Consider the following 25,753-nt stretch of genomic DNA (forward strand, 5'->3'; position numbering starts at 1 on the left):
AGTATGGTAAAATAAAGTTAAAAAACTGGATGTTGAAGGTGACTACATATGAAGAAGAGATTTGGAATTGATATTGATGGAACTGTAACCTGTCCATCCGCACTTATACCCTTTATTAATGAAGGATTTGGATTAAATATCACTTTGGCGGACGTGAAAGAATATGACTTAACGAAAGTCGTTAACGTACCAGAGGAAAAATTTTCAAAGTGGTTTATTGAAAAAGAACCGATTATTTACGAGGCATCTCCCCTTGCTGAAGGTGCAGAAAAGATTCTACCCATATGGCAAAAGAAACATGAATTATTTTTTATCAGTGCCCGTGGTTCACACCTTTTAGAGAATACGAAGGAGTGGTTTAAGAAAAAAGGTTTATCCTACGACCATATCGAATTAATTGGATCTCATGATAAAGTTTCAACAGCAAAGCTTCATGGAGTTGATATATTTCTGGAAGATAAACACGACAATGCTGTCATGATTCACGAAGAGTGCGACATTCCTGTCCTACTGTTTAATACCCCCTATAATCAGGATCCTATCCCTAAAGGTGTTGTTCGTGTAAATAATTGGCATGAAGCCAACCATTGGGTTAAAAATTGGCTTGAGTAAAAGAAAAAACAGCATGGGTTTTTATAACCCATGCTGTTTTCCTATTAATAGCACTCTAATTGCATTCCGGGCATCGTCCGTAAATTTCAAATTTGTGCCCTGAGACATCGTATCCTTTTAAATCTTCACTTAAACTGTTCATTGGGCAGGTTTCAATTTCTTTCGTTTTTCCACAATCCAAACAAATGAAGTGATGATGGTGTTGATGACGTGAACAGGAAAAGCGAAAATGTTTTTCACCTGAGAGTTCCGTCATTTCAAGAATCCCCATTTTGACAAAAAGGGAAAGATTCCGATAGATAGTATCAAAACTTAACCCTGGATAGTCTTCTTTTAGCTCATCTAAAACATCCTTTGCTGTTAAGTATTTATCACTATCCGCAAACAATTGAAGCATATCTTCTCTTTTTCCCGTTTGTTTAAATCCATTTTCCTTTAAGAATTGAATGGCTTCATTTACATTCATCCTGCTGCCCCCCCTTTTGAGACCTGTCTTTTAATCAATAATTTTTTGTAAACAATGGTAAAAACCAGAATAGCTACAGCAATCATAACAATCGTACCACCGGGAGCAAGGTCTATATAATAAGAGGTGAATAACCCGCCCAGGACGGCTATTTCTCCAAAAAGAATCGACAAAAAGATGGTTTGTTTAAATCCTTTGGCAATGCGAATACTTGCAGCAACTGGTAACGTTATGAGTGAGGAAACAAGCAGGATTCCAACAATTCTCATTGACGCTGCAATCACAAGTGCAACCATGACAATAAAGATAAAATGAATGCTTTTGGCAGCAATTCCAGAAGCCTTGGCATGTTCCTCGTCAAACGATAATAAAAACAATTCTTTATATAACAAAATAACCGTTAGGACAACCATGATACTAATAACGAAAATCACCAATAAATCGGTACGGCTTACAGCAGCGACACTACCAAACAAATAGCTATATAAATCGGTGTTAAAACCGTCAGCAAGAGAAATAAAGATGACCCCAAGGCCAATACCGCCGGATAATATAATGGGGATAGCCAGCTCTTGATAATGCTTATAAACTCCTCTAAGCTTTTCAATGAATAACGAGCCACCGACTGAAAAAACCATTCCCATATACAATGGATTTAGTCCACTAAGGGCTAGAACATATTTCTCAAGAAGAAGACTGGCAGCAATTCCAGCAAGGGTAACATGACTTAGGGCATCAGCAATTAATGAAAGTCTTCTAACAACGATGAAGACACCTAGTAAAGGTGCAAGAAAACCTATTAGGATTCCTGTTAGAAAGGCATTTTGTAAAAATTCATATTGAAATATTGCTTGAATCATTCAAATGCTCCTCCGTGGTCATGATGATGAGCTAGAAGATGGACATCTGTTCCATATAATTCAGACATTCCCTCCATTTGATGCTTTTCAAATTCACTCGTATCCCCATGAAAATGTAATCGTTTATTTAAACAAGCCACATGTGTTACTTTATCTGAAATGGTTCCGATATCATGTGTCACCAATAGAAGCGTAATTCCCCGTTTTTGATTTAAATCTGCAAGCATATGATAAAAAGCATTCACATTTTCCACATCGACACCGACGGTTGGCTCATCTAATATCAATAACTTCGGCTCACTCACAAGTGCCCTGGCAATGAAAACTCTTTGCTGCTGTCCTCCAGAAAGCTCACCAATATTTCGATTGCTATACTTCCCCATACCTACAGACTCCAATGCATCGTGTACTTTTTGGTTATGTACTTTCTTAAAAAAGTGAAACAAACCAATTTTCTTCGTTAATCCACTAGAAACCACTTCAAACACGGTAGCTGGAAACCCAGTATTAAAGGAGTTAGCCTTTTGTGAAACATACCCGATTTGCTGCCAGTCAGAAAATTTATTAATATCTTGTTCAAACAAGCGAATTTCACCTTTTTGAGGTTTCAGAAGTCCCAAAATTAATTTTAACAACGTCGATTTTCCAGAACCGTTGGGACCGACAATGGCTAAAAATGAACCATTAGGAACGGTCAAATTTATATTTTCAAGTACTGTATCCTTTTCATATCGATAAAATAGTTGTTTAATTTCAATAATAGACTGCGATACCATATACCATCACACCTTTAATTATAAGAATGATTCCGATTTAACTTTTGTAGTATACAATATGAAATTCTTAATGTAAAGCTTTTACCTTTACAGTATTTCAGGTTTCGTGTGTAACATTCTATATTTCCCCTTCATACATTAGATGAAGGAGTGATGAGTGTGAAAATTTTTGAGAACGTAATTAATCATAAAATGAATACCATTACTGGTGACGAACTATTTAAATACGCAGAACAATTTAATATTAAGGTAAATCGGCAGCAAGCTTATAAAGTAGCTCAGTACTTAAGAGGAAAAAATGTAAATATTTTTGATGACCGCGAAAGAGCGTCATTAATTAAAGAAATTGCAAAAATTGCAGGACCTGAAACGGCCAGAGAAGTGAATAAACTGTTTGTAAAATTTACGAAGTAATTAGAAAAGCGCTGGAGCTGGAAAGTAAACAAAAAGCTGCGCCTCGCAGGCACAGCTTTTTGTTAATTTTGTAGAATTTTATCAAGCAGATTTTCGTTGAACTCCTGCCCCCGAAGCATTTCGATTTCAAATAAATATGGTGGTTTCTTATTCTTCTTATCTTCTCCAACAAATGGTGTCTCGAGAATCTTTGGGACATCCGTTAACTGCGGATGGTGCACAATATAATTTAATGCTTTGAACCCAATATGACCAAATCCGATATTTTCGTGCCGGTCTTTTCTCGCGCCTAAAGCATTTTTACTATCGTTAATATGAAGAACTTTTAATTTATCGATGCCAACAATTTTATCAAATTCATTCAATACACCATCAAAATCTTCAACAATGTTGTATCCGGCATCGTGAGTATGACAGGTATCAAAACAAACTGAAAGCTTATCACTATAGTGTACACCTTCAATAATCATCGCCAATTCTTCAAATGATTTGCCACATTCAGAGCCCTTTCCTGCCATTGTTTCTAAAGCAATTTGGACCTGTTCTTTTCCGGTTAGCACTTCATTTAAGCCTTCAATAATTTTTTTGATCCCCTCTTCTGTACCAGCACCAACATGCGCACCAGGGTGTAAAACAATTTGCTTTGCACCAAGTGCTTCAGTTCTTTCAATTTCTGTGCGAAGAAATCTAACACCCAATTCAAATGTATCTGGATTGGTGGTGTTACCAATATTGATGATATAGGGAGCGTGGACTACGATATCAGAAATACCGTTCTCTTCCATGTGTCTCCTGCCTTCTTCAATATTCAGATCTTCTATTTTTTTTCGTCTTGTATTTTGTGGTGCCCCTGTATAAATCATAAACGTATTTGCACCATATGAAACTGCTTCCTCACTCGCTGCCAGCAGCATTTTCGCACCGCTCATTGAAACATGTGAACCAATTTTCAACAAACCTTCTCTCTCCCTTCGAATATTACTTCTTTTTTAATCTTCGCTGCCTCTTTTTTATTTTATCCATTTCCCACTGCATTTTCTTTTTATAGCCCGGCTTTACTTTTTGAGGTTTCTTAACCATTGATTTTGCAGTCTTTTCTGCCTCGTCTTCTTTCTTTACACGTGTCTTTCTTCTATTACGATCCTCTAAGTCAACAAACTCTTCTTTCTTTAAGTCCACGTACTTAAATTGAATTCCCATTTTTTCAAGACGATTTAACGCATCTTCATCAGAAATGTCATAAACTGTGAGAGCAATTCCTGTATTTCCAGCTCTTGCAGTACGTCCGACTCTGTGAACATAAAAATCTAAGTCTGTAGGTAATTCATAATTTATCACATGACTGATTCCTTCAATATCAATTCCTCTTGAAGCAAGGTCTGTCGCAACAATATATTGGAATTCCAAATCTTGTATTTGTTTCATCATTTTTTTACGTTCACGCGGATTAAGATCACCATGTACACGAGCAACCTTCAACCCTTTCGCAATTAAGAAGTTAGCAACTTCTTCTGCCATTTTCTTTGTATTCGTAAAAACGATGGCTAAATAAGGATTGTACTGAATGAGAGCATCGTGAACTAGCTGCTTTTTATTTCGGTGCCTTGACGGTAATAGATAATGGGTCAAATTTTCTGCTGTTTTTCTTTTTGCATCAATATGAATAGTTTTTGGATTCTCCATATACTTTTTAAGAAACGGCTTAAGCTTTTCTGGAATCGTGGCAGAGAATACGAGCATTTGTAATTTCTCTGGCATTTTTGCTGCAACTTTATCCAAATCCTCTATAAAGCCCATATCAAGCATCATATCGGCTTCATCGACTACAAGTACGCCTGAAGTATGAACGAAAAGTGCTTGTTCTACCATTAGGTCTTTAATTCTGCCAGGTGTACCTACAACAATGTGCGGCTGTACTTTTAATTTATCAATCGTTCTTTGCTTGTCTGTTCCACCAATGTAGCATCGAGTCATAATAGCTTGGTCAGGACTGCAGTGCTCTGTTACTTTTAATATTTGATGATAAATCTGCGAAGCAAGTTCTCTCGTTGGAGCAGTGATAACTGCTTGTACCTCTTGACGCTCAGGATTAATTCTTTCAAGAATAGGTAAGACAAACGCAAGTGTTTTCCCTGTCCCAGTTTGAGATTGACCAATCGCACTTTCATTTTTTAAAACCAAGGGTATCATCCGTTCCTGAATTTCAGTCGGCGTATAAAAACCTTGGTCCTTCATAGCTTCTATAATAAACGGTTGAAAATTAAAACGTTCAAAACGATTTTGATTCATGTAATTGCTCCTTATATATTAATGTTTACCGATCATGGATTAGTTTTTTACTCTAAGAAGAGCTCCCACTTTTAATTCCATCATGTAATTATAGTCAAAATTCATCTAAATAACCAGTTATTATCATCTTTTACCTTAGAAGTACTTTTAATCAAAAAAAAATCGTTTATCCTGCAGTTTAAACCTAAACCAAATTTAATTATGAGCATACCTTAAATTATAAGGCTTATTTTGAGAGGAGGGCTAACGTATGTATTCTAGGCAGAGATATCCCCAGCATGGGCATATGGGAGCTAATATGATGGGTCAAGGGCACTTTGGAGGCCGCCAGCAAATGATGCCTCCCTTTGGTCACAGTGGATCGATGATGGGTTTTCATCCTCAGCGTCAGCTTAATAGCGCAAGACCCATGATGGGACAACCGATGGGAAGAGGGCAAGGAAGAAGAAATGGCGGCGGTTTACTTTCCAAAATTCTTGGCGGGAATAAACAAGGCAAACAAGCTGCAGGTCTACGGGGTATAGCAGGAGCTGGCCGGGCTGTTCAAGGTGGTTCTGGGGGAATTGGATCAATCCTGCAAACCCTAAGTAATCCAGACGGTCTAACAGGGTTTCTCAACAATACCCAACAAGTTTTAAAATCTGTTCAATCGTTTGGGCCAATGATTCAACAATATGGACCTATGGTCAAGAATCTCCCAATGATGTGGAGATTATATAAGGGGTTTAAAGACTTGCCTTCCGAGGATAAATCAGATAAAAAGACCACAGAAGCTCCAATTTTGGCGGAAGAGGCTGATACAACAAAATTGGACCGCGTTAAAAGAAGCAAAAAAAATCATACTGAATCAGTTGAGGTAGTAAAGAAGCAAACCGGTACCTCAATGCCAAAACTATACATTTAAAGAAAAGATGCTGAAAAAGGCATCTTTTTGTTTTTTTGATAAGGAAATTTTAACAAAAATTTAAAAGGAAAAATGTATCTTTGTATTATTTCTATTAGTTTTATATAATAATTACATAGATTCAAAGTCAAATGTTCCCTAGGAGGACTTAATCATATGCAAATTATAAAGATTTCACCACGCGGGTACTGTTATGGCGTTGTTGACGCCATGGTCATAGCAAGAAATGCTGCTTTAGATAAATCATTACCGCGACCTATCTACATTTTAGGAATGATTGTTCACAATAAACACGTTACTGATGCCTTTGCTGAGGAAGGGATTATTACCCTTGATGGTAAAGACCGTAAGGACATTCTAGATAAAGTAGATACCGGTACAGTCATTTTTACAGCCCACGGTATCTCACCAGAGGTAAGGGAGCTTGCCAAGCAGAAAGGACTCGTAACAATTGACGCGACTTGTCCAGATGTAACGAGAACCCATGATTTAATTGAAGAGAAAACAAAGCAGGGATATCAAGTCATTTATATAGGGAAAAAAGGACATCCTGAGCCTGAGGGAGCTATTGGGGTAGCTCCTGGTGCAGTACATCTTGTAGAGACACCAAGCGATGTAGAAGTTTTAAGCATTAATAGTGAAAAATTGATTGTTACCAATCAAACCACTATGAGTCAATGGGACGTGGCTGATACCATGAAAAAGGTTCATGAGAAATATCCACATGCTGAGGCTTATAATGAAATATGCAACGCCACACAAGTGCGGCAGGAAGCAGTTGCTGGGCAAGCTACTGAGGCGGATGTAACCATTGTGGTTGGAGATCCAATGAGTAATAACTCTAATCGCCTCGCACAGGTCTCAGAACAAATTGCCGGCACCAGGGCTTATCGGATTGCAGATATTTCAGAGTTAGAAATTGATTGGATTAAAGACGCTAAGAATGTTGCCGTTACATCAGGGGCTTCCACTCCAACACCGATTACCAAGGAAGTTATTTCATTCTTAGAGCAATTTGATCCAAATAATGAAGCAACATGGGAACGCCGCAAAAAGGTACCGTTAAATCGAATACTGCCAAAAGTAAAAAGATAACCGGTCATTTCGACCGGTTTTTTTAAATATACTGAAACGGATCTGTATTCACTTCAGAAGGGAAGATTTCTACTTCATACCCTGATTCCTTGCACATTTTTGTAAGGGTTTTGGTTACGCCCTTTTTCATGATTTTTTCAACATTATGACCTGGATCAATGATATTTAATCCCTCCATCATAGCATCATGTGCTGTATGATAATAAATATCTCCAGTAACATAAACATCAGCACCTCTAAATTTAGCATGCTTGAAATATTTATTCCCATCCCCGCCTAATACAGCAACCTTCTTTACCTTTGAAGTCAAATCGCCAACCACGCGGACCTTATCAACTTCCAGAGCCATTTTTACTTTCTCAACAAACTCACCTAAAGTCATTTCATCCACAGTTCCAATTTTACCAAGTCCAAGAACCTCGCCTTTATTTTCAATAGGGTAAACATCATAGGCAACTTCTTCGTATGGATGTGCCTTAATCATGGCAGAAACAACCTTTTTTATAAGGTGCTCTGGTACGATTGTTTCAATTCTGACCTCATCCACCGCTTCTAGTTGTCCTTGCTCTCCGATATATGGGTTTGTCCTTGCCTCTGGTAAAAACCTTCCCGTTCCTTCGGCAGAAAAAGTACAATGGCTATAATTGCCGATGAAGCCTGCACCAGACTTGCCCAGAGCCTGTCTAATGGCTTCTGCGTGACTTTCTGGTGTATAGATGACTACCTTCTTCAGGTTTGTTTCAAATGTAGGCACCAGTACTTCTGGATTCGCTAATCCTAATGCCTCAGCTAAGAGGTCATTCACTCCACCTGTTGCCACATCAAGGTTAGTATGTGCTGCATAAACCGCTATATCATGCTTTATCAGTTTCTCAATCATTCTCCCCTGCACAGTATCTGTCAGGACATTTTTTAGTGGGCGAAAGATTGGAGGATGGTGGGCAATAATTAACTGTACTTGCTTTTCAATCGCTTCATCTATGACCTCTTCCAAAACATCTAAAGCAATCATAACTTTTTCAATCTTCTTATTCAGCCTTCCAATTTGTAAGCCTATTTTATCGCCTTCCATTGCAAGACCTTTTGGTGAAAACTGTTCGAATAGCTGGATGATCTCATGTCCATTGGCTGTCTTCATTTACCAATACCCCCTCGATAAGAGTAATTTTCTGCAACAGCTCCTGTTTTTTCTCCTCCGTTTCAGCTGACGGAGCCGCACTTTCAAGCTGCTTATAAATCCGATTCCAATTTTTCTTTTCTAAACTCCATTTCTTGTTAAATGCCTCTTCTTTTCTGTGAAGAAGGAAAGGTCCAACCAGAAGACCAGTTTCGAATCGTATGTCACGATAAGGTTTTAAAGGATCTCCCTTTTCTGCCACTAAAATTTCATAAATCTTGTTATCTTCTTCAATGATTTCCTCTGCAATCAGTTCCCAATTATGTTCGACTAACCAACTGCGAATCGCAATTGCGTTAATATTGGGCTGTAACACAAGACGTTTTACCGAACCTAGCTTTTCATTTCCACTTTCTAATATACTGGCAATAAGACTCCCACCCATTCCAGCAATAGTAATACAGTCCACTTCGCCAGGCTGAATTACTTCCAGGCCATCTCCCATTCGTACTGATATCCTTCCTGTTAGACCTTCTGCCTGTACATTTTTTTCAGCAGACTGGAAGGGACCTTTTGCAACTTCTCCAGCGATTCCAAAGGAGATTTGTCCGTTTTTTACTAGATAACTTGGTAAATATGCATGATCGGAGCCTATGTCCGCAAGTCTAGATTCTTTAGGGACATATTTTGCTACCGTTTGTAACCGAACTGATAATTTATCCGTATTCACATCTTTCACCACTTTTTTATTTTGGTTGTTATGTAATGTTTATTGTTAAAATCCTAAAGCCGATTTTAACGTGGAAATAGTTATTTTGCACGTTAAAATTTAGTTTGCTGCTCTTTTCTAATAAAATTATCTCTTTCCTGCATAAGCTGGCATAATTATTAAATTTTGTTTCCAAATAGCAACAAAGTTTAAGAAATGAGCCTATATAATTACATCCAGTATAAAAAAAGTCCTTTACAGAAGCAAAGGACCTTTTCAGAAAAAAATTATTTAATATTTGCTAACCATTCAGCCATGGCTTCTGATTCTTCAGGTTTAACCATGCCGCCTGGCATAGCTCCTCTGCCCTTTGTAACGACTTCAATGATTTCATCTTTGGATAACCTATCTCCAACACCTTTTAGAGCAGGACCCATTCCACCTTGATATGCGTCACCGTGGCAGCTTACACATGACTTGTAAATATCTTCAGGTGCCCTTACAACCTGTTCTGTCTCTGTACCGCCTTCTTTTTCCTTGGCAAGCTCATCCATATCCCCGAGGCCTTTAAAAGACAATAAGAACATTAGTCCGATACCAAATACAAAGATTAGGATGTACCCCATTACCGGATTTCGATTCATGATTTAACCTCCCTTATGTACGTACAACTGTAAATGAAATAGTCTTCTACAAACAATTACTATTTTACTTTAAAAACGTAAGAAGGAAAAGCCCTAAACTTATTTTGTCGCGATAATATTTAGAAAAATGCCTAAAAAGACTAAATCATATAAGGAGTCAGCCTTTGTATTCTTCCCTAATCATCCCTTTACAACCAATTTAACTGGCAAAAACCTTTCTGTGATTTCAAGGGACATTCTCAAAAATTCCGAAAGCATAAAAAAGCACATCTTTCAACAAGCTTCCTTCATAAAAATACTTATAAATATTTTTAGTTATTTTTGAATACAAATTTCCAGCTGCCACATATGAAAGATTGTGGATTTCCAAAGAAATAACGCTTTATTCCCAAAGTAATTTGTGATAAAAAACAAAAAGAATACTTTTACCTATTTGCAAACTGTAAAACAATTCAGTAAAATAAATACAAATACCGAAAGTGCTTTCATTTCCAGTTGGAGTACAAGGAGCTCATCCGGGGCTAGACAAAAAAATAGTTTACCTCTCGTAAGAAGTAAACCATCTTTCGTTTTTTTATTCTAAGAAGTCTTTTAGGCGTTTGCTGCGACTTGGATGGCGTAATTTACGCAGTGCCTTTGCTTCAATTTGTCTGATACGTTCACGGGTAACACCAAATACTTTTCCAACCTCTTCTAGAGTACGGGTACGTCCGTCATCCAATCCAAAGCGTAAGCGAAGAACGTTTTCTTCACGGTCTGTTAGGGTATCTAGGACATCTTCCAACTGCTCTTTTAATAATTCATAGGCAGCATGCTCAGAAGGCGAGGTTGCGTCTTGGTCCTCGATAAAATCACCAAGGTGCGAATCATCTTCTTCTCCTATAGGAGTTTCAAGAGAGACAGGCTCTTGCGCGATTTTTAGAATTTCTCTAACCTTATCTGGTGTTAAATCCATATCTTCGCCAATTTCTTCTGGTGTAGGTTCGCGGCCTAGGTCCTGAAGTAATTGTCTCTGTACACGGATAAGTTTATTAATGGTTTCGACCATATGCACTGGAATACGAATGGTTCTAGCTTGGTCAGCAATAGCTCTAGTGATAGCTTGACGTATCCACCAAGTAGCATACGTACTAAATTTAAAGCCTTTACGATAATCAAATTTTTCAACAGCTTTGATGAGTCCCATATTACCTTCTTGAATGAGATCAAGAAATAACATACCGCGGCCAACATATCGTTTGGCAATACTAACTACAAGCCTGAGGTTTGCTTCAGCAAGACGTCGTTTTGCTTCTTCATCGCCTTCCTCAATTCGGTTAGCCAGTTTTATTTCTTCTTCAGCAGAAAGTAAATCTACACGCCCAATTTCTTTTAAATACATACGAACAGGATCGTTTATCTTAACTCCAGGAGGAACGCTAAGATCGTTTAAATCAAACTCATCGTCATCGCCTTTTGCTAATTGCTTAGGATTTGGATCTTCCTCGTCACTTTCTCCTACTAATTCAATTCCTTGATCACCTAGAAATTCATAAAATTCATCCATTTGATCGGATTCTAAATCAAAATTTGCCATTCTTTCCGCAATATCATCGTAGGCAAGGACTCCGGTTTTTTTACCCAGTACCGTTAACTGTTCTTTTACTTGTTCAAAGGTCAATTCGTTCTCGGCCTCTTTTGAACGGGCTGATTTTTCAGCCATATGTCCCCCTCCTTCCAGAATCAAAGACATTAAAATGGAATCTATAGCGATTTACGCAATTGATTGATTTCAGTAGCAATTGCAGCTGCTTTGCTATAATCACTTTGCCGCTCTGCTTCTTTCAGTTCCACTTCTTTTTCTTTTATCTTTAACATTTTTTGATAATTCAACACCTGTTTGATATAATCATTTAATTCTTGATTGCTCAATTCGTCATTTACTGACATCATTTCAATATCAGCGACTATTCTTCTAAGATTGCTATCTTGAATATAGGTTAAAAATGCACTAGTATCAGGATTCATATGCTCTTCGTAAAAACCAATTAGATATGTTATTATTGCCTGATGTTCATCAGTGTTAAACATGTTCCCCTGTAATAAGTCCTGAACCTTATAAGCTGTATCCCTATCTTTTAACATATGGGCAATTAAACACCGTTCAGCTGTAAAATGTGCCTTTGGTAATCTTTTCTCCGGTTTTACAATCATACTTGGCTGTTTGACCGGCTGTGTTTGACCACTTGATTTTCTTTTTTCTGTAAAGAAAATTTGTTTTAGCTGTTGCTGTAATGCTTCTAATGAAATAGAAAACTCTGATGCAAGCTGACGCAAATAATGATCTTTTTCTACAGCTTTTGTCAATTTACTTATTTCTCTAAGTATAGTTTCGATATAGGCAAGCCGATCTCCTTCAATTTGAAGATTTTTTCCTCTACGAAAATAAAGAAATTTGAATGCCATCCAGGTAAGACTTGCACTTATAACTTCATTACGAAACTTTTCTGGGCCATTTTTTTTTATATATTCGTCTGGATCAAGTCCATCTGACATCATGGCAACTTTAATGGTACATCCAGCTTCCATTAGCATATTACCAGCTCTATAAGCGGCTTCTATTCCCGCCTTGTCTGAATCAAAACAGATTGTTATGGACTGGGTATTTTGCCGGATTAAGGTTATATGCTCTTCTGTCAAGGAAGTACCCATTGTAGCAATCCCATTTTCCACACCAGATCGATCAGCAGCAATAACATCAGCAAAACCTTCAAAAAGAACAGCTTGCTGCAATTTTCGAATATTCGGTTTGGCCAAATGAAAATTATATAAAATTTTACTTTTATTAAAGATAACCGTTTCAGGACTATTTAAATATTTGGGCTCATCTGCCCCTAGCGCTCTCCCTGAAAAAGCAATCGTTTTTCCATTTCGGTCAAAAATTGGGAACATAATTCGATCTCGAAATCGATCAAAATAAGTTCCATCCCTTTCTCGTTTGATAATTAGGCCCGCTTGTTCCATCAATTCTGGAGAAAAGTCTCTCTTGGTAAGAAATTTGTATACAAAATCCCATGAATTTAATGAATAACCAATCTGAAATTTATCAATCGATTCTCGGGTAAATCCTCTGTTCAGCAAATACTCTAGAGCATGTTGGCCATCTTTTGTGTTTACTAATAAGTGATGGTAAAATTTCTGTAAGAGCTCATGCGCGTCAAGCATAGACTGTATTTCTGGAGAAACACTCTTCCCCTTCCCATTACTTGAGAAGTTTACTTGTAAATCAATATTAGCCTTTTCAGCTAATTTAACGGCAGCTTCTAGAAAGGAAATTCCTTCTAGCTCCATTAAAAATGAGAAAACATTTCCTCCCGCTCCACAGCCAAAGCAATGGTAAATTTGTTTATCGATAGAGACGGAAAAAGATGGGGAGTTTTCTCCATGGAAAGGACATAATCCGAAGTAATTTCGTCCTTGCTTTTTTAGTTGAACATATTCACTAATTAATTCAACTATATCAACAGACTGACGAATTTGATTGATTTTTTCTTCGGCAATCCGTTCTGCCATGAAAACATCTCCAATTGTACTTATTCTTCAAAGAAATCTAAATTCCTGCATTTTTCGACAAAAATTTTGTTGATTTCCTCACTAATTTTCTTTAATCATCAGAAAGCAAGTCCAATATTCTGTGTAACAGTAATATCCCCCTTTGTAGTATGGTTCATGATGAATAAGTCCAAAGCTTCTTTTCTGGAATCAACATTTTTCCATGTTGCATTCGCATATGTAGTTTTATTGTTTCCATGGTGATCACAAGAAGCGATAAAAAGAACTTTCAAGGAAAATGTAGTAGGAAATTCGACATTTTCCTCTTTAACTGGTATGAAACACCATCGACAAAAATAGTTGGAATGCCTTTTGTATAGTAATAATTCTACATCACTCCGCATATTCCTTCTTTAAAGTGATAACTTTTCAAAGTAAAGGTAATTGTCGAATTTTTTTCTTAAGGTTCCCTTGACATCTAACAATAAATAGTTTATTCGTATACATGCAAGTCTAAACCTAAAAGATTCATTTTTATCACAATTTTTTATTATAGTACATTCTTTTAGACATTTCCATACTTTTTTCATTCATTAGAAAACACATAATCTAAGATTATGTGCTAAGCTCTTCTTTTATGAACGTAATTTAAGATAACATTGGCTGTTTCTTCTACTGCCTTATTGGTTACATCTATAACCGGACAATGAATTTTATTTACTATTTTTTCAAAGAAGGTTAACTCATCACGAATTCTTTCTATATTTGCATAGCTGGCCTGATCATTTAACCCTAAGGAAATCAACCGTTCTCTTCTTATGTTATTTAGTTTTTGAGGGCTGATTTTTAGTCCAAAGCATTTTTCTGCAGGAACTTTGTATAATTCCTCAGGTGGATCCACTTCTGGTACAAGAGGTACATTGGCAACTTTTAAACGTTTTAAAGCTAGGTATTGTGACAAAGGAGTTTTTGAGGTTCTAGATACTCCAATTAGGACAATATCCGCTTTTAATATTCCTCTGGGGTCACGACCATCATCATATTTAACTGCAAACTCAATGGCCTCTACTTTTTTAAAATAATCCTCATCTAGTTTTCTTACCAATCCGGGTTCGCACAAAGGGGTTTTCCCGCTGAAGATTTGAATTTGATCCATAATTGGACCGATTAAATCAACTGCATATATTCCTGCTTCATCTGCTTTTTCCTTCATGTAAACACGCATATCTGGTTTTACTAATGTAAAAGCAATCATCGCATGGTCCATCGTAACGAGCGAAATAACTTCATCAATGTGTTCTTTATCCTCCACATAAGGAAATCTTTTCAACGTCATCCCTGACCCATTAAACTGGCTGATTGCCGCTTTTGTAACTAATTCAGCTGTTTCCCCCACTGAATCAGATACCACATATATGACAGGCGTAATCATTCTTCCTCAACAGCTCCTCTGGAAAATACTTTTATTAATGTCTACGTCGGAGTCCTTGGGATGTTGTCCTATCACTCATTCCCCAAGGCAACAAATGCTTTTGTGATATTTGTTTTAGTTATTCTGCCAATTACTTCATATCCATTTTCTGATTGTCTTACAACTGGTAAGGCATCGATTTGTTTTTCAATTAATAATTTTGCAACATCAATTAATGAGTCATCCATTTCACACATTGTTATATTCGGCATTCTCGTCATAATAATGTTGATTGGCAGTGCAGTTAGTTCTTGTTTTCCAATGCTCGCTCGGAGCAAATCCTTTCGTGATAACACACCAACCAAAAGTGAGTTTTGGTCTACAACAAATAATGTTCCCACATCCTCAAGGAACATTGTACAAATTGCGTCATATACCGAAACATTTTCCTTCACAATGATAGGAATGGAATTATAATCTCTCACAAGTATCTTCTGAAGGCTTTCAGTTAAAAGCGCAGTCCCTGATTTCCCAGTATAAAAATACCCGACCCGAGGCCTTGCATCTAAAAATCCAGCCATTGTTAAGATCGATAAATCCGGTCTCAAAGTAGCTCTAGTTAGGTTAAGTTGTTCAGCAATACTCTCCCCAGTAATTGGTCCATGCTCCTTCACAATCTCAATGATATGTTCTTGGCGTTTGGTCAGTTCTATTTTTCTCACCACCATATTTAAACATTTGTTAGAGATGCGGTTCGATCCGCCGCACCTCTGATTTTAAACTTTAAAACATGATCTTTTCTTGAATAAAGGAAACTAATTCGGCGATTGGAACTCGAGTTTGTTCCATGGTGTCACGGTCTCTAATTGTTACCATTTTATCTTCTTTAGAATCAAAATCAAAGGTAATACAGAATGGTGTCCCGATTTCATCATGCCTGCGGTAACGTTTTCCGATTGATCCTGCTTCATCATAGTCTACAGAAAAATGCTTTGCCAATGTTTCATAAACTTCTCTAGCTTCTTCAGAAAGTTTTTTCGATAATGGCAGAATTGCTGCTTTAAATGGTGCCAGTGCAGGATGGAAGTGCATAACGGTTCTAGAAGTTCCATCTTCAAGTTGTTCTTCGTCATATGCATCAATTAAAAATGCCAATGTTACCCGGTCAGCACCAAGTGAAGGCTCGATACAGTAAGGTATATATCTTTCATTTGTCTCTGGGTCGATGTAGTTGAAATCTTCTCCAGAGAATTGCATATGCTGCTTCAAATCATAGTCTGTCCGTGAAGCTACTCCCCAAAGTTCTCCCCATCCAAATGGGAATTTATATTCAAAGTCAGTAGTTGCATTACTATAATGAGAAAGTTCATCTTCTGAATGATCGCGTAATCTTAAATTCTCCTTATTTAACCCTAATGAATGAAGCCATTTCTCAGCAAAGTTCTTCCAGTAATCAAACCATGTAAGCTCTTCGCCCGGCTTACAGAAAAACTCAAGCTCCATTTGTTCAAATTCACGGGTACGGAAAGTGAAATTTCCAGGAGTGATTTCATTACGGAAACTTTTTCCGATTTGCGCAATACCAAAAGGTAATTTCTTTCTCATTGTACGTTGCACATTTTTAAAGTTTACAAAAATACCTTGTGCTGTTTCAGGGCGCAGGAAAATTTCATTGGCACTAGACTCCGTTACTCCTTGGAACGTTTTGAACATTAAATTGAACTGACGAATGCCGGTAAAATCATGACTGCCACAGTCAGGACAGGCAATATTATGTTCTTTTACCAGCTCTTCCATCTTATCAAATGGAAGCCCATCAACAATCATCTCTACTCCCTTTTCATCTAAAGCATTTTCGATCAGCTTATCGGCACGATGTCTAGCTTTACAGTTTTTACAATCCATCATTGGATCATTGAAGTTACCGATATGTCCGGATGCTTCCCATGTCCTTGGATTCATTAAGATACTTGCATCTAGTCCAACATTGTATGGTGACTCTTGCACAAACTTCTTCCACCAAGCTTGCTTTATGTTGTTTTTAAATTCGACTCCTAAAGGGCCGTAGTCCCATGTATTAGCCAGACCACCGTAGATTTCTGATCCTGGAAAAATAAAACCTCTGTGTTTTGCATGAGAAACTATTTGCTCCATTGATACTTTCATTTCTGTAACTCCTCCTTAATAAAATAAAAAACTCCCATCCCTATGCTTAAATTAAGCATAGGGACGAGAGTTACCCGCGGTTCCACCCTATTTGCCGCTCTAAAAGCAGCCTCTTTTATGTGTTAAACACATTAATTTGCTCAAGAACGCCTTCCTTAGTGCCCTATACCCTAGCTTACACCATCCTAGGTTCGCTTTTATAGTAACTTGCTAAGTACTCTTTTCCATCATAGCAACTATATTATTACATCACATATTATCGAAATCTAAAATAAAAGTCAATAAACTCCTAAAATTGATTTCGAAATTTTTCCATTGACTGAAGAAATTTTTTAGATTTTAAATAAAGTCCTGAATATTCTTCATAGTAAGCAGCAATGATGGTTTTTAATTCATCCTTGGTTTCCTGTTTTACGGAGATATTACCTAATCTCGACAGATCAAAATAATAAAATAAACGTAATAATTTTACAGATGATGGCGATAATTTATAATGGTATGGATCTTTGCCCAAACACCGTTGACATATAAACCCACCTTCACGGATGGAAAAAGAAAAAAGTCCGTCTGTGCTGCCGCAAACGGAACATTGGTTTAATGTGGGATACAATCCCAGCACATTTAGCATTTTCATTTCATAAATATTAGTCAGGATATCTGGATCATATCCTTCATTCATATAATTAAGAGTTTGAAAAAGCAGTTCGAAATGAAATGGGTTTGGTTTTTTATCGTCAGTAGATTTATCTGTTAATTCAACGATATAACTAGCATAGGCAGTTAAAAATATATCTTCACCTATTGCCCGAAAGCTGGTAATCATTTCTCCCTGTTGAACACTGCCTAGTCCACTGCTTCTTTGGACTAAAAAATACCCGTGAGTAAAAAGCTGGGTAATGGAGGAAAGACGGCTGGTTGGCTTTTTAGCCCCTCTTGCCATAACGCCGATCTTTCCCCACTCTCTTGTATAAAGAGTAATAATTTTATTGGTTTCACCATAATCTGTAGTCCTAATGACGATGCCTTCGCATTTTTGAAGCATAGCTGTCACCATCCCGATACATTAGACAAACTTATGAAACGGGAAAATCCATTTGCGCTAGATCTTCATTCTGATTTCCGGGTATTTCTTGGTTTTCCTTCTCGAGCTCTTTAAAGAGAAGATAAGTGTCAATATTGCCTGTCTGTAGGAATACTTTCCACGTAAAATCCATCATCGAAAACCCCACCTTTCATGATTTAGACTAGCCATTTTAAGAATCCCAAACCTTACAATTATCATAGCCTGCCTAAGCAAAAATCATAAGACGAAAATATTGTTAATGTTGTCCATGCATAATTTTATAAGAAAGTTAATAGGTTATTTAGGGTGTATATAGAAAAGCGGAAGCGCCTTCGGAACAAGCAAAAAGCAGCTTGTTCCTGCGATGATTATCCTAACGAGCTTTCCTTAGTGTACAGCCCCGACAAGCATAAGACGAGCCGGCAGGAAGGTTGCTTTTTAACCTTCATGACGGATTGGCTGTAGACCATAGAGGGGCTAGGCGCTGTAGCTAGACAGCACGTATTAGTATTCATCTTCGTTAAAGCCAAAATCGCGCAGTTGGGACATTTTATTTCGCCAATCCTTTTGAACTTTAACCCAAAGTTCTAAGAAAACTTTTGATCCTAGAAGATTCTCAATATCCACTCGGGCGCGCTTCCCGATTTCTTTGAGCATACTTCCTTGTTTTCCAATAATGATGCCTTTTTGAGAGTCTCTCTCCACAATAACTGTAGCCATAACATGGATGATATCCTTTCCCTTTTGCCGTTCCATTTTATCAAGTACTACGGCAAGCGAGTGAGGAATTTCTTCACGTGTTAAGTGCAGCGCTTTTTCTCGAATTAACTCGGTGATAATAAATCTTTCTGGGTGATCGGTTACCTGATCTGCCGGATAATACTGGGGTCCCTCCGGTAAATAGACTTTAATTTGTTCAAGTAATCTCTCAACATTATTCCCCTCAAGTGCGGATATAGGAACAATTTCTTTAAAGTGATATTTATCTTTATAAGATTCAATAAGCGGTAATAATTCATCTGGGTGTATTTGGTCAATTTTATTTATAACAAGAAAGATTGGTGTGTTAACGGTTTGAAATTTTTCCAGAATAAATTCTTCTCCACGCCCAAAGCCTTCCTCAGCATTTACCATAAATAGGATTAAATCAACTTCTTTTAATGTGTTTTGGGCAACCTTCATCATAAAATCGCCAAGTTTATGCTTCGGCTTATGAATCCCTGGTGTATCTATAAAAACCATTTGGGTATCGTTTAATGTTAATACACCCTGAATTTTATTACGAGTTGTCTGAGGTTTATCGCTCATAATAGCAATTTTCTGACCAATAACTCGGTTTAGAAATGTTGACTTTCCTACATTTGGGCGTCCTATAATTGAAATAAAACCAGATTTAAATCCTTTATTTTCATTACTCAGCATGTAAATCCTCCATAGTAAAGGCACCTGGAAGTAACTCAGCAACAGTAGTTTCTAATGTTTCACCTTTTAAGTTGGTTAGAACGACCTTCATGTCCCCAGGACACAGTTCCGAGATTACCTGACGGCATGCTCCACATGGTGAGCAGGGACGATCGGTATCAGCGACAACGGCAAGCATTTTAAAATCTCGATCACCTTGAGAATACGCACTAAATATTGCAGTACGTTCCGCGCAATTGCACATGCTATAAGCGGCATTTTCTATATTACATCCATGATATACTTTTCCATCTGTTGTTAATAAAGCTGCTCCTACCCCAAATTTAGAATATGGAATATATGCTTTTTCTCTTGCTTTCTTTGATTCTTCGATTAATTTCTCGATGTTCAAAAGTTCAATCTTCCCTTCCAGCAATTATTCTGCCGCTTTCTTTATTTTACCCTAAAAATGTCACAAAATCATCACTTGTAGCGAAAAAGTAATAAATAAATTTGAATTTTCTCAAAAGTCAACTAATTTACCTTTTTCAGCTACTAGTTGATAAATTATTGTACCGGATTTACAATTCCATTTCAAATTGCAATAAAATAAACTGTTAATACCCATCTTAGAATATGAGGTACAAAGATGATTACCCCAATGATTACTGCAGTGAGCGCGTAAATAAAAACAGCACCGGCAGCTAAATCTTTTGCTTGTTTAGCAAGGGGATGATACTCTTCTGTAATCAAATCCACCACTCGCTCGATTGCTGTATTTAGTAATTCTAAAGAAAAAATTCCGCCAATTGCAACAATGACAAATAACCATTCTAGTTTACTTATTGAAAAAAAATACGAGCAGCAAATTACACCTATCGAAACCAATAAATGGATACGCATATTTCTTTCTGTCCAAAGGGCAGTCTTTATGCCTGTCAGAGCATAAGAAAAAGATTTCAATAATGAAACTGCTTTATCGTGTGAGTCCATATTCATCTAAAATTTCCTTCTGTCGCGAAAACATTTTTTCTTCCTCCGCTTTTTCCATATGGTCATATCCTAAAAGATGGAGGAAACCATGCACACACAAAAAGCCCAGCTCTCGATTAAATGAATGTCCATACTCTTTTGCCTGTTCTTCTGCCTTCGGTATGGAAACGATTATATCCCCCAATATTCGAGGAATCTCAGCTCCTATCAATTCAATTTCTCCCTCTCCCAGCTCTTCCATTGCAAATGAAATAACATCCGTAGGAGCGTCTTTATCTCTGTATTCACGGTTAATTTCATGAATTCTTTCATTAGAAACAAACGTCACAGATACTTCACTTTGATCATCCACTTGTTCTTGATCTGCAGCAAAGTTTAACAGCTTTTCAATTTCTTCCATTTGTTCATTCGACAGCTGATTGGTTTCATCAACTAAATCAATCATCAATTTGTTCATTCTTGCACCTTCTTTGTCATTTCTGGATATTCAATCCTGGAGTGGAATATTCCTTTTAAGGTTTCACAAAAAGAGTGGGTGACAGTCTCTAATTCTTTCAAAGTTAAGTCACATTCATTTAATTGCCCATCCTGAAGACGATCCGCAACAATCTTTTTTACCAGTGTCTCAATGGTTTCAGGAGTTGGCTGACTAAGGGATCTTACAGCAGCCTCCACACTGTCAGCAATACCAACAATGGCTGATTCTTTCGATTGTGCCTTCGGACCCGGATACCGGTAATCCTCTTCCTTAACCTCTTCTCCAGCTTGTGCAGCCTTATGATAAAAGTATTTCAGCAAGGTAGTACCATGGTGCTGCTCGGCAATATGGATGATTTCCTTTGGCATATTGTATTTCTTTAAGATAGCGGCCCCATCGGTTACATGTGAAATAATAATATTAGCACTTTTATCAGGCTGTATACGATCATGTGGATTTTCAAGATGCATTTGATTTTCGATAAAAAAGTTTGGTCGTTTTGTTTTACCAATATCGTGGTAATAACACCCTACTCTTGCTAACAATCCATTTGCCCCAATTGCCTCGCAGGCAGCCTCCGCAAGATTGGCCACCATCACACTATGGTGGTAGGTTCCTGGTGCTTCCATTAGAATTTTCCTTAGAAGTGGATGATTAGGACTCGACAGCTCTATCAATTTCATTGTGGATAGAATACCAAAGCTTGTTTCAAATAATGGTAATAGCCCCATCGTCAGTACAGCAGAACTGATTCCTGAGAAGATGGCTGTTAAGATATAATACCCATATTCCAACCCAGAAAATTGTCCATTTGGCAAAAACATAAGTGCCCAAATTGTAAATAGATTCACAGCCGCAGTAAAAGAGCCTGCCTGCAGGATTTTTGATCGCTGATTCTGATTGCTTAAAAAGAGTACACCTGCAAGAGCACTAAACAGAATATAAATTCCGACAGAAAAGTTAAGCGTACCAGAAACCCCTTCATTAAATAGTACACTTCCAAAAATAGATAAAATGATCGATGAAAGAATCGCTAGTTTCTCATCTATTAATATTTTTAACAACATCCCGCCCATAGCCGCAGGAAATAAGTAACCAATACCCGAGTAATTAAAAATTTGCAGCATACTGATGATTTTCAGGATAAAAAACGTCAGGAGAAAAATAATTACAAACAATAGAAAATTCGTCTGCCTCTTCTCTGGCTGCTCCTTTACCTGATAAAAATAAAAATAAATAGAGCTCAATATAATTGCTAGCAGGATTATCAATCCAATAAAAGGTTTATAAGATTGTTTATTATCCAATAAACCAACTAATTCAAGTTGTCGATATTCTTCTTGTCGGATTAATTTACCTTCTTCGACAATAATTTGACCTTGTAGAATTTTTACTGGTTCAACTGATTCACCTGCTTGTTTTCGCAGTTCTTCCGTTGCTTCCGGATCATAAAACTCATTTTGAATGACAGCGTATCGGCCTAATTCAATGGAGGCATTCTTTAAATCACCATTCAATGTGGTAAACTTTAATTCTTCTTCTAAAGTCTTTTTTGCATTTTCAACATCATCCGCTGAAATTCGTTTGTTCATTACATTGTTAATAGCCGTTACCGTTAAGTCTTTAGCAATTGATAATTCATCATTACTGGCTTGTACAAGTGCGGTAAACACACGTTCAGATAGGTCCTTTGTGACACGATCCGTTAATTTCTCTTTAAGCATGGTTACTTCTTCTTCAACCGTTGGTACGACAAACCCTAAAGGGTCTTCATCGATTGGGCTCTGTTTTTCCGCAGTATCCTTTATTTCTTTATTCACTTCAGAAGCAGAGTCAAAAATAGAGGTTATTAAATCTACCTGATTGGAGGAATATTCTTTTTTTAATGTATAAACGTCCTGCACATGATCCAATGCTTCTTGCCGCTTTTTTTCGGTACTAATTTTATCTTCAACGGTTGCCGGTGAACGAATGGTCTTCTCCGCTACTGTTAACAGACTTATATCAAGCTTCTCGGGCTTTACATTCCCATACAATGAGGAAAATAATATGACTCCTAGAACCACAAAAACTACCACTCTGAAGAAGGTATAATCGAGAAGCTTTTTTATTTGCATTAAATACTGCTGTATTTTTTTCAACCCTATTCCCCCCAAAAGCACCAAAAATAAACCTTTGTCACTTATGTAAATCTGCTTAGTAAAATGATAACAGTTTTTTCCTGAAGTTTCACCTTCTATTAGCAGAGCGGACTTTTTCAAAGTATTTAATAGGAATACATGGCAAAGGGATAAACCGATTAGCGGTTTATCCCTCATTTATTAGCTTTAATTTGGGAGTGGTTTCTTTTCATATGCCTCAATGATTCTGCCCACTAATGGATGTCTGACAACGTCACTTTGTTCTAAGAAAATAAAGGAAATTCCATTGACACCCAATAATATTTTTTCTGCTGCTATTAGGCCTGACTTTGCACCTTTCGGTAAATCAATTTGCGTTTGGTCCCCAGTAATAACCATTTTTGAACCAAAGCCAAGGCGTGTTAGAAACATCTTCATTTGCGCATGGGTAGTATTTTGTGCCTCATCTAATATTACAAAGGCATCGTCTAATGTCCGGCCCCTCATATAGGCAAGCGGCGCAATTTCAATTGTTCCGCGCTCAATTAATCTTTGAGTGTGTTCTGAACCGAGTATATCGTTCAGTGCATCATATAGAGGGCGTAAATAAGGATCCACCTTCTCTTTTAGATCACCCGGTAAAAAACCAAGGCTTTCTCCTGCCTCGACTGCCGGCCTGGTTAAAATAATCTTATTTACTTGTCCGTTTTTTAACGCATTGACCGCCATTACAACGGCTAAATATGTTTTGCCTGTTCCGGCCGGCCCAATTCCAAATACCAAGTCATTTTGGCGGATGGCCATCACATATTGTCTTTGTCCAAGTGTTTTAATTCGAATAGTTTTTCCTTTTACGTTTTTTGCAATTTCTTCGTCATAAAGATTCGTAAAGTAATCAAGTGTTCCTTTTTGAGCCATTTGAATCGCTGACAAGACATCCCTTTGGCTGATGGTTACACCCTTTCGGATTACAAAAATAAGCTTATCAAGAATTTGACTAGCAAGTACTACCTTTTCCTCTTCACCTGATAAACTGACCGATTCGCCACGGGTGACAATAGATACTTCAAGCTCTTCTTCTATTATTTTTATATTGGCATCTGCGTTGCCCAGGAGAGCAATCGCCTCGTTTGGATTTTCTAGTTGCACATTTATTGTTTTAAGCTTAACTGTCATTCAGGAGTCTCCTTAGGTATTGGTTGTCCAACCGCAATATTTTCGATTATCTTAAAATGAATATCTAGGATAACTTTACCATTTTTCAACTCTTTGTGTAAAATTTTTTCATCTTTGATTATAGCTTCTTCATCCAATCCGGTTTTTATTTTATTTTTTGCTAATTCCAAAGCAATTTTTTCAGCTTCCTTGGTACTATATGTCCGAGTTGTCTCTTCACGGGCCCGTAATGTTTCATTGCTAAATGATATTGGCAGCTCCCATTTAAGAAAATTTATCTTCTTTATATTCTTTTCTGCCTCATATTCTTTAAATTCCGGATCTCCAAATCCCCAAATTGGAATCTCTAGATTGCCGATAATGAGAGAATGTTTTTGCTTTTCTTGACCGTTGAATACAAAGAAATTGGTTATTAGCGGCAATTCCACATGGCTTTTATACCATGTTTCCCCCCAAACCTCACCCACTGCTGCTACTTGCTGTGTTTGCCCTTCCTGACCTATGACACCCGAAACGAGTAATTGCCCTGCCTCCACATGGTCATTAATATCGACAACCTTCTGTCCCGTTTCTACAAACATGGAAGCAATAATGGCCTTCTTTTTTGCAACAAGGTTTCTAGGCTCCAGTTGTTCAGGCTTTTCGGGCTCCTTCTTCTCAACCACTTGAAGCTGGTAGGTTGTCCCTTTTAATTCCACACCAACCCAGGTGAGGCTGCCGATTTTATTGGTCAATTCCCTTTGAATTCCTTCTACATTATCAACAAAAAATTGAATTTTACCTACCTTTACCCCCATCTTGTCCAATTCTTTGCGAATCTGATACTCCGTTGCAGGCTTTGCTCCTTTGATATCGATTCCCCAAATAACGTTGGATAAGAACATGATAAGTAAGAAAAATAAGAGGGCTCCAGCAATAAACCCGCTATTTTTCAATAATCGCTTAAATAAAAAAGGCATTCCTGCCCTTTTTAAAAACGAAATGGAGCATTCCCTCTCTCTTGCGTAATGTCTTATTTTCAACGCGTCAGCAAGTCTCATCGTAAAGGTGATCGTTTCCGTCCCATGTCTTTTCACATTCCAAATCATTAAGCCATTACGAGTTAGGACATTTAAAAATCTTTCTATACCTCTTCCAGATACTTTAACAGTTACCCTGCCAGTTAAAAATTCGATCCATTGGTTTTTCATTTTGCTCCTCCTGGATTTTCATTTATATAAAGGACCTGATCAATTTTTCCTTCAAGCAAAATCTCTTCAGGTAAAATGGTCTTTATCACGAAAGATTTCCCTTTTATTTGCAATTGGCCCTGTTTTAACAAGAGACGTAATTCTTTATCTGTAAAGGTAATCAAACCCCTGTGATTCTCTATATATATATGGATTTGCCCTATCATTGTAATACGGGGTAAATCCATCATGACATCTTGAGGAAGATCCATTTTTTGTGCCATCCAGTTCCGGACACGCAGGCCCCATTTTTTTGCCATAAAAAAAGAACCCCCTTTCATCTCAATTTTATGAAATGA

28 protein-coding genes and 1 other annotated feature are annotated in these 25,753 nt (G+C 37.4%); of the genes, 4 read left to right on the plus strand and 24 right to left on the minus strand.

From position 1 onward, the window contains the following. Positions 1–48: 48 nt before the first annotated feature. Positions 49–612: a hypothetical protein gene (locus AC2TFD_RS22360; protein WP_335510511.1), complete on the plus strand. Its 564-nt coding sequence runs from the start codon at positions 49–51 to the stop codon at positions 610–612. A gap of 55 nt (positions 613–667) precedes the next feature. On the opposite strand, the gene zur is transcribed toward AC2TFD_RS22360, so the two are convergent. From zur to AC2TFD_RS22375, 3 genes are read right to left on the minus strand one after another with little or no spacing between them, the layout of a single operon-like run. Beyond that, the gene (gene zur, locus AC2TFD_RS22365; protein WP_335510513.1) at positions 668–1,078 is read right to left on the minus strand and encodes a zinc uptake transcriptional repressor Zur; all 411 of its coding nucleotides are present in this window, start codon (positions 1,076–1,078) and stop codon (positions 668–670) included. After that, the gene (locus tag AC2TFD_RS22370; protein ID WP_335510515.1) at positions 1,075–1,938 is read right to left on the minus strand and encodes a metal ABC transporter permease; all 864 of its coding nucleotides are present in this window, start codon (positions 1,936–1,938) and stop codon (positions 1,075–1,077) included. The genes zur and AC2TFD_RS22370 overlap by 4 nt, the downstream gene beginning before the upstream one ends. After that, complete coding sequence (locus AC2TFD_RS22375) at positions 1,935–2,714, minus strand: metal ABC transporter ATP-binding protein (protein WP_484673997.1); 780 nt, start codon at positions 2,712–2,714, stop codon at positions 1,935–1,937. The genes AC2TFD_RS22370 and AC2TFD_RS22375 overlap by 4 nt, the downstream gene beginning before the upstream one ends. A gap of 159 nt (positions 2,715–2,873) precedes the next feature. Between AC2TFD_RS22375 and AC2TFD_RS22380 the strand changes: the two genes are divergently transcribed. Continuing rightward, complete coding sequence (locus tag AC2TFD_RS22380; RefSeq protein WP_484673998.1) at positions 2,874–3,128, plus strand: DUF2624 domain-containing protein; 255 nt, start codon at positions 2,874–2,876, stop codon at positions 3,126–3,128. Positions 3,129–3,190: 62 nt separating this feature from the next. Here AC2TFD_RS22380 and AC2TFD_RS22385 read toward each other — a convergent pair whose 3' ends face one another. Further along, positions 3,191–4,084 (minus strand): deoxyribonuclease IV, encoded by an 894-nt coding sequence (locus AC2TFD_RS22385; protein WP_484673999.1) that lies wholly within the window; start codon positions 4,082–4,084, stop codon positions 3,191–3,193. A gap of 22 nt (positions 4,085–4,106) precedes the next feature. After that, a complete protein-coding gene (locus AC2TFD_RS22390; protein ID WP_484674000.1) occupies positions 4,107–5,417 on the minus strand; it encodes a DEAD/DEAH box helicase in 1,311 nt (436 codons plus the stop codon). Positions 5,418–5,667: 250 nt separating this feature from the next. Between AC2TFD_RS22390 and vrrA the strand changes: the two genes are divergently transcribed. Further along, positions 5,668–6,321 (plus strand): VrrA/YqfQ family protein, encoded by a 654-nt coding sequence (vrrA, locus tag AC2TFD_RS22395; RefSeq protein WP_335510525.1) that lies wholly within the window; start codon positions 5,668–5,670, stop codon positions 6,319–6,321. Positions 6,322–6,477: 156 nt separating this feature from the next. Further along, complete coding sequence (locus tag AC2TFD_RS22400) at positions 6,478–7,416, plus strand: 4-hydroxy-3-methylbut-2-enyl diphosphate reductase (protein WP_484674001.1); 939 nt, start codon at positions 6,478–6,480, stop codon at positions 7,414–7,416. A gap of 22 nt (positions 7,417–7,438) precedes the next feature. Here AC2TFD_RS22400 and AC2TFD_RS22405 read toward each other — a convergent pair whose 3' ends face one another. The 19 genes from AC2TFD_RS22405 to yqfC form a co-directional block, all read right to left on the minus strand. Continuing rightward, positions 7,439–8,554: a Nif3-like dinuclear metal center hexameric protein gene (locus tag AC2TFD_RS22405; protein ID WP_484674002.1), complete on the minus strand. Its 1,116-nt coding sequence runs from the start codon at positions 8,552–8,554 to the stop codon at positions 7,439–7,441. Then, positions 8,532–9,263: a tRNA (adenine(22)-N(1))-methyltransferase gene (locus tag AC2TFD_RS22410; protein WP_335510529.1), complete on the minus strand. Its 732-nt coding sequence runs from the start codon at positions 9,261–9,263 to the stop codon at positions 8,532–8,534. Before AC2TFD_RS22410 ends, AC2TFD_RS22405 begins: the two co-directional genes overlap by 23 nt. A gap of 266 nt (positions 9,264–9,529) precedes the next feature. Then, positions 9,530–9,886: a cytochrome c550 gene (cccA, locus tag AC2TFD_RS22415; protein ID WP_335568462.1), complete on the minus strand. Its 357-nt coding sequence runs from the start codon at positions 9,884–9,886 to the stop codon at positions 9,530–9,532. Between the two features lie 574 nt (positions 9,887–10,460). Next, on the minus strand, positions 10,461–11,588 hold the full coding sequence (gene rpoD / locus AC2TFD_RS22420; RefSeq protein WP_335510533.1) for an RNA polymerase sigma factor RpoD: 1,128 nt from the start codon (positions 11,586–11,588) through the stop codon (positions 10,461–10,463). A 41-nt stretch (positions 11,589–11,629) separates the two neighbouring features. After that, positions 11,630–13,438 carry a DNA primase gene (gene dnaG / locus AC2TFD_RS22425; RefSeq protein WP_335568463.1) on the minus strand — a complete coding sequence of 603 codons (1,809 nt, stop codon included), beginning with the start codon at positions 13,436–13,438 and terminating at the stop codon, positions 11,630–11,632. Between the two features lie 98 nt (positions 13,439–13,536). Continuing rightward, positions 13,537–13,821: a DUF188 domain-containing protein gene (locus AC2TFD_RS22430; protein ID WP_420489015.1), complete on the minus strand. Its 285-nt coding sequence runs from the start codon at positions 13,819–13,821 to the stop codon at positions 13,537–13,539. Positions 13,822–14,039: 218 nt separating this feature from the next. After that, positions 14,040–14,849 carry a pyruvate, water dikinase regulatory protein gene (locus tag AC2TFD_RS22435; protein WP_335520196.1) on the minus strand — a complete coding sequence of 270 codons (810 nt, stop codon included), beginning with the start codon at positions 14,847–14,849 and terminating at the stop codon, positions 14,040–14,042. Between the two features lie 71 nt (positions 14,850–14,920). Beyond that, positions 14,921–15,556: a transcriptional regulator CcpN gene (ccpN, locus tag AC2TFD_RS22440; protein ID WP_335520199.1), complete on the minus strand. Its 636-nt coding sequence runs from the start codon at positions 15,554–15,556 to the stop codon at positions 14,921–14,923. Between the two features lie 55 nt (positions 15,557–15,611). After that, positions 15,612–16,994, minus strand: coding sequence for a glycine--tRNA ligase (locus AC2TFD_RS22445; protein WP_335520202.1), 1,383 nt, complete (start codon positions 16,992–16,994; stop codon positions 15,612–15,614). A gap of 56 nt (positions 16,995–17,050) precedes the next feature. Then, positions 17,051–17,234: a binding site (T-box leader), on the minus strand. 49 nt (positions 17,235–17,283) lie between these two features. Next, positions 17,284–18,036 (minus strand): DNA repair protein RecO, encoded by a 753-nt coding sequence (recO, locus tag AC2TFD_RS22450; protein ID WP_484674003.1) that lies wholly within the window; start codon positions 18,034–18,036, stop codon positions 17,284–17,286. 31 nt (positions 18,037–18,067) lie between these two features. Continuing rightward, a complete protein-coding gene (locus AC2TFD_RS22455; protein WP_075686228.1) occupies positions 18,068–18,211 on the minus strand; it encodes a YqzL family protein in 144 nt (47 codons plus the stop codon). A 350-nt stretch (positions 18,212–18,561) separates the two neighbouring features. Continuing rightward, entirely contained in the window at positions 18,562–19,479 is a 918-nt protein-coding gene (gene era / locus AC2TFD_RS22460) for a GTPase Era (protein ID WP_335568467.1), read from the minus strand. Next, positions 19,469–19,870 (minus strand): cytidine deaminase, encoded by a 402-nt coding sequence (locus AC2TFD_RS22465; RefSeq protein ID WP_335518020.1) that lies wholly within the window; start codon positions 19,868–19,870, stop codon positions 19,469–19,471. The genes era and AC2TFD_RS22465 overlap by 11 nt, the downstream gene beginning before the upstream one ends. Before the next feature lie 182 nt (positions 19,871–20,052). Further along, positions 20,053–20,457: a diacylglycerol kinase family protein gene (locus tag AC2TFD_RS22470; RefSeq protein ID WP_335518017.1), complete on the minus strand. Its 405-nt coding sequence runs from the start codon at positions 20,455–20,457 to the stop codon at positions 20,053–20,055. Continuing rightward, a complete protein-coding gene (ybeY, locus tag AC2TFD_RS22475; protein ID WP_335518013.1) occupies positions 20,435–20,908 on the minus strand; it encodes an rRNA maturation RNase YbeY in 474 nt (157 codons plus the stop codon). The genes AC2TFD_RS22470 and ybeY overlap by 23 nt, the downstream gene beginning before the upstream one ends. Then, positions 20,905–23,070, minus strand: a complete 2,166-nt coding sequence (locus AC2TFD_RS22480) for an HD family phosphohydrolase (protein WP_335518010.1) — start codon at positions 23,068–23,070, stop codon at positions 20,905–20,907. The genes ybeY and AC2TFD_RS22480 overlap by 4 nt, the downstream gene beginning before the upstream one ends. Before the next feature lie 186 nt (positions 23,071–23,256). Beyond that, positions 23,257–24,225: a PhoH family protein gene (locus tag AC2TFD_RS22485; protein WP_335518007.1), complete on the minus strand. Its 969-nt coding sequence runs from the start codon at positions 24,223–24,225 to the stop codon at positions 23,257–23,259. Further along, on the minus strand, positions 24,222–25,415 hold the full coding sequence (gene yqfD, locus AC2TFD_RS22490; RefSeq protein ID WP_335568468.1) for a sporulation protein YqfD: 1,194 nt from the start codon (positions 25,413–25,415) through the stop codon (positions 24,222–24,224). The genes AC2TFD_RS22485 and yqfD overlap by 4 nt, the downstream gene beginning before the upstream one ends. Then, a complete protein-coding gene (yqfC, locus tag AC2TFD_RS22495; protein ID WP_335518001.1) occupies positions 25,412–25,714 on the minus strand; it encodes a sporulation protein YqfC in 303 nt (100 codons plus the stop codon). The genes yqfD and yqfC overlap by 4 nt, the downstream gene beginning before the upstream one ends. Positions 25,715–25,753: the final 39 nt, after the last annotated feature.

It is taken from the genome of Neobacillus sp. plas4 (assembly GCF_057221695.1).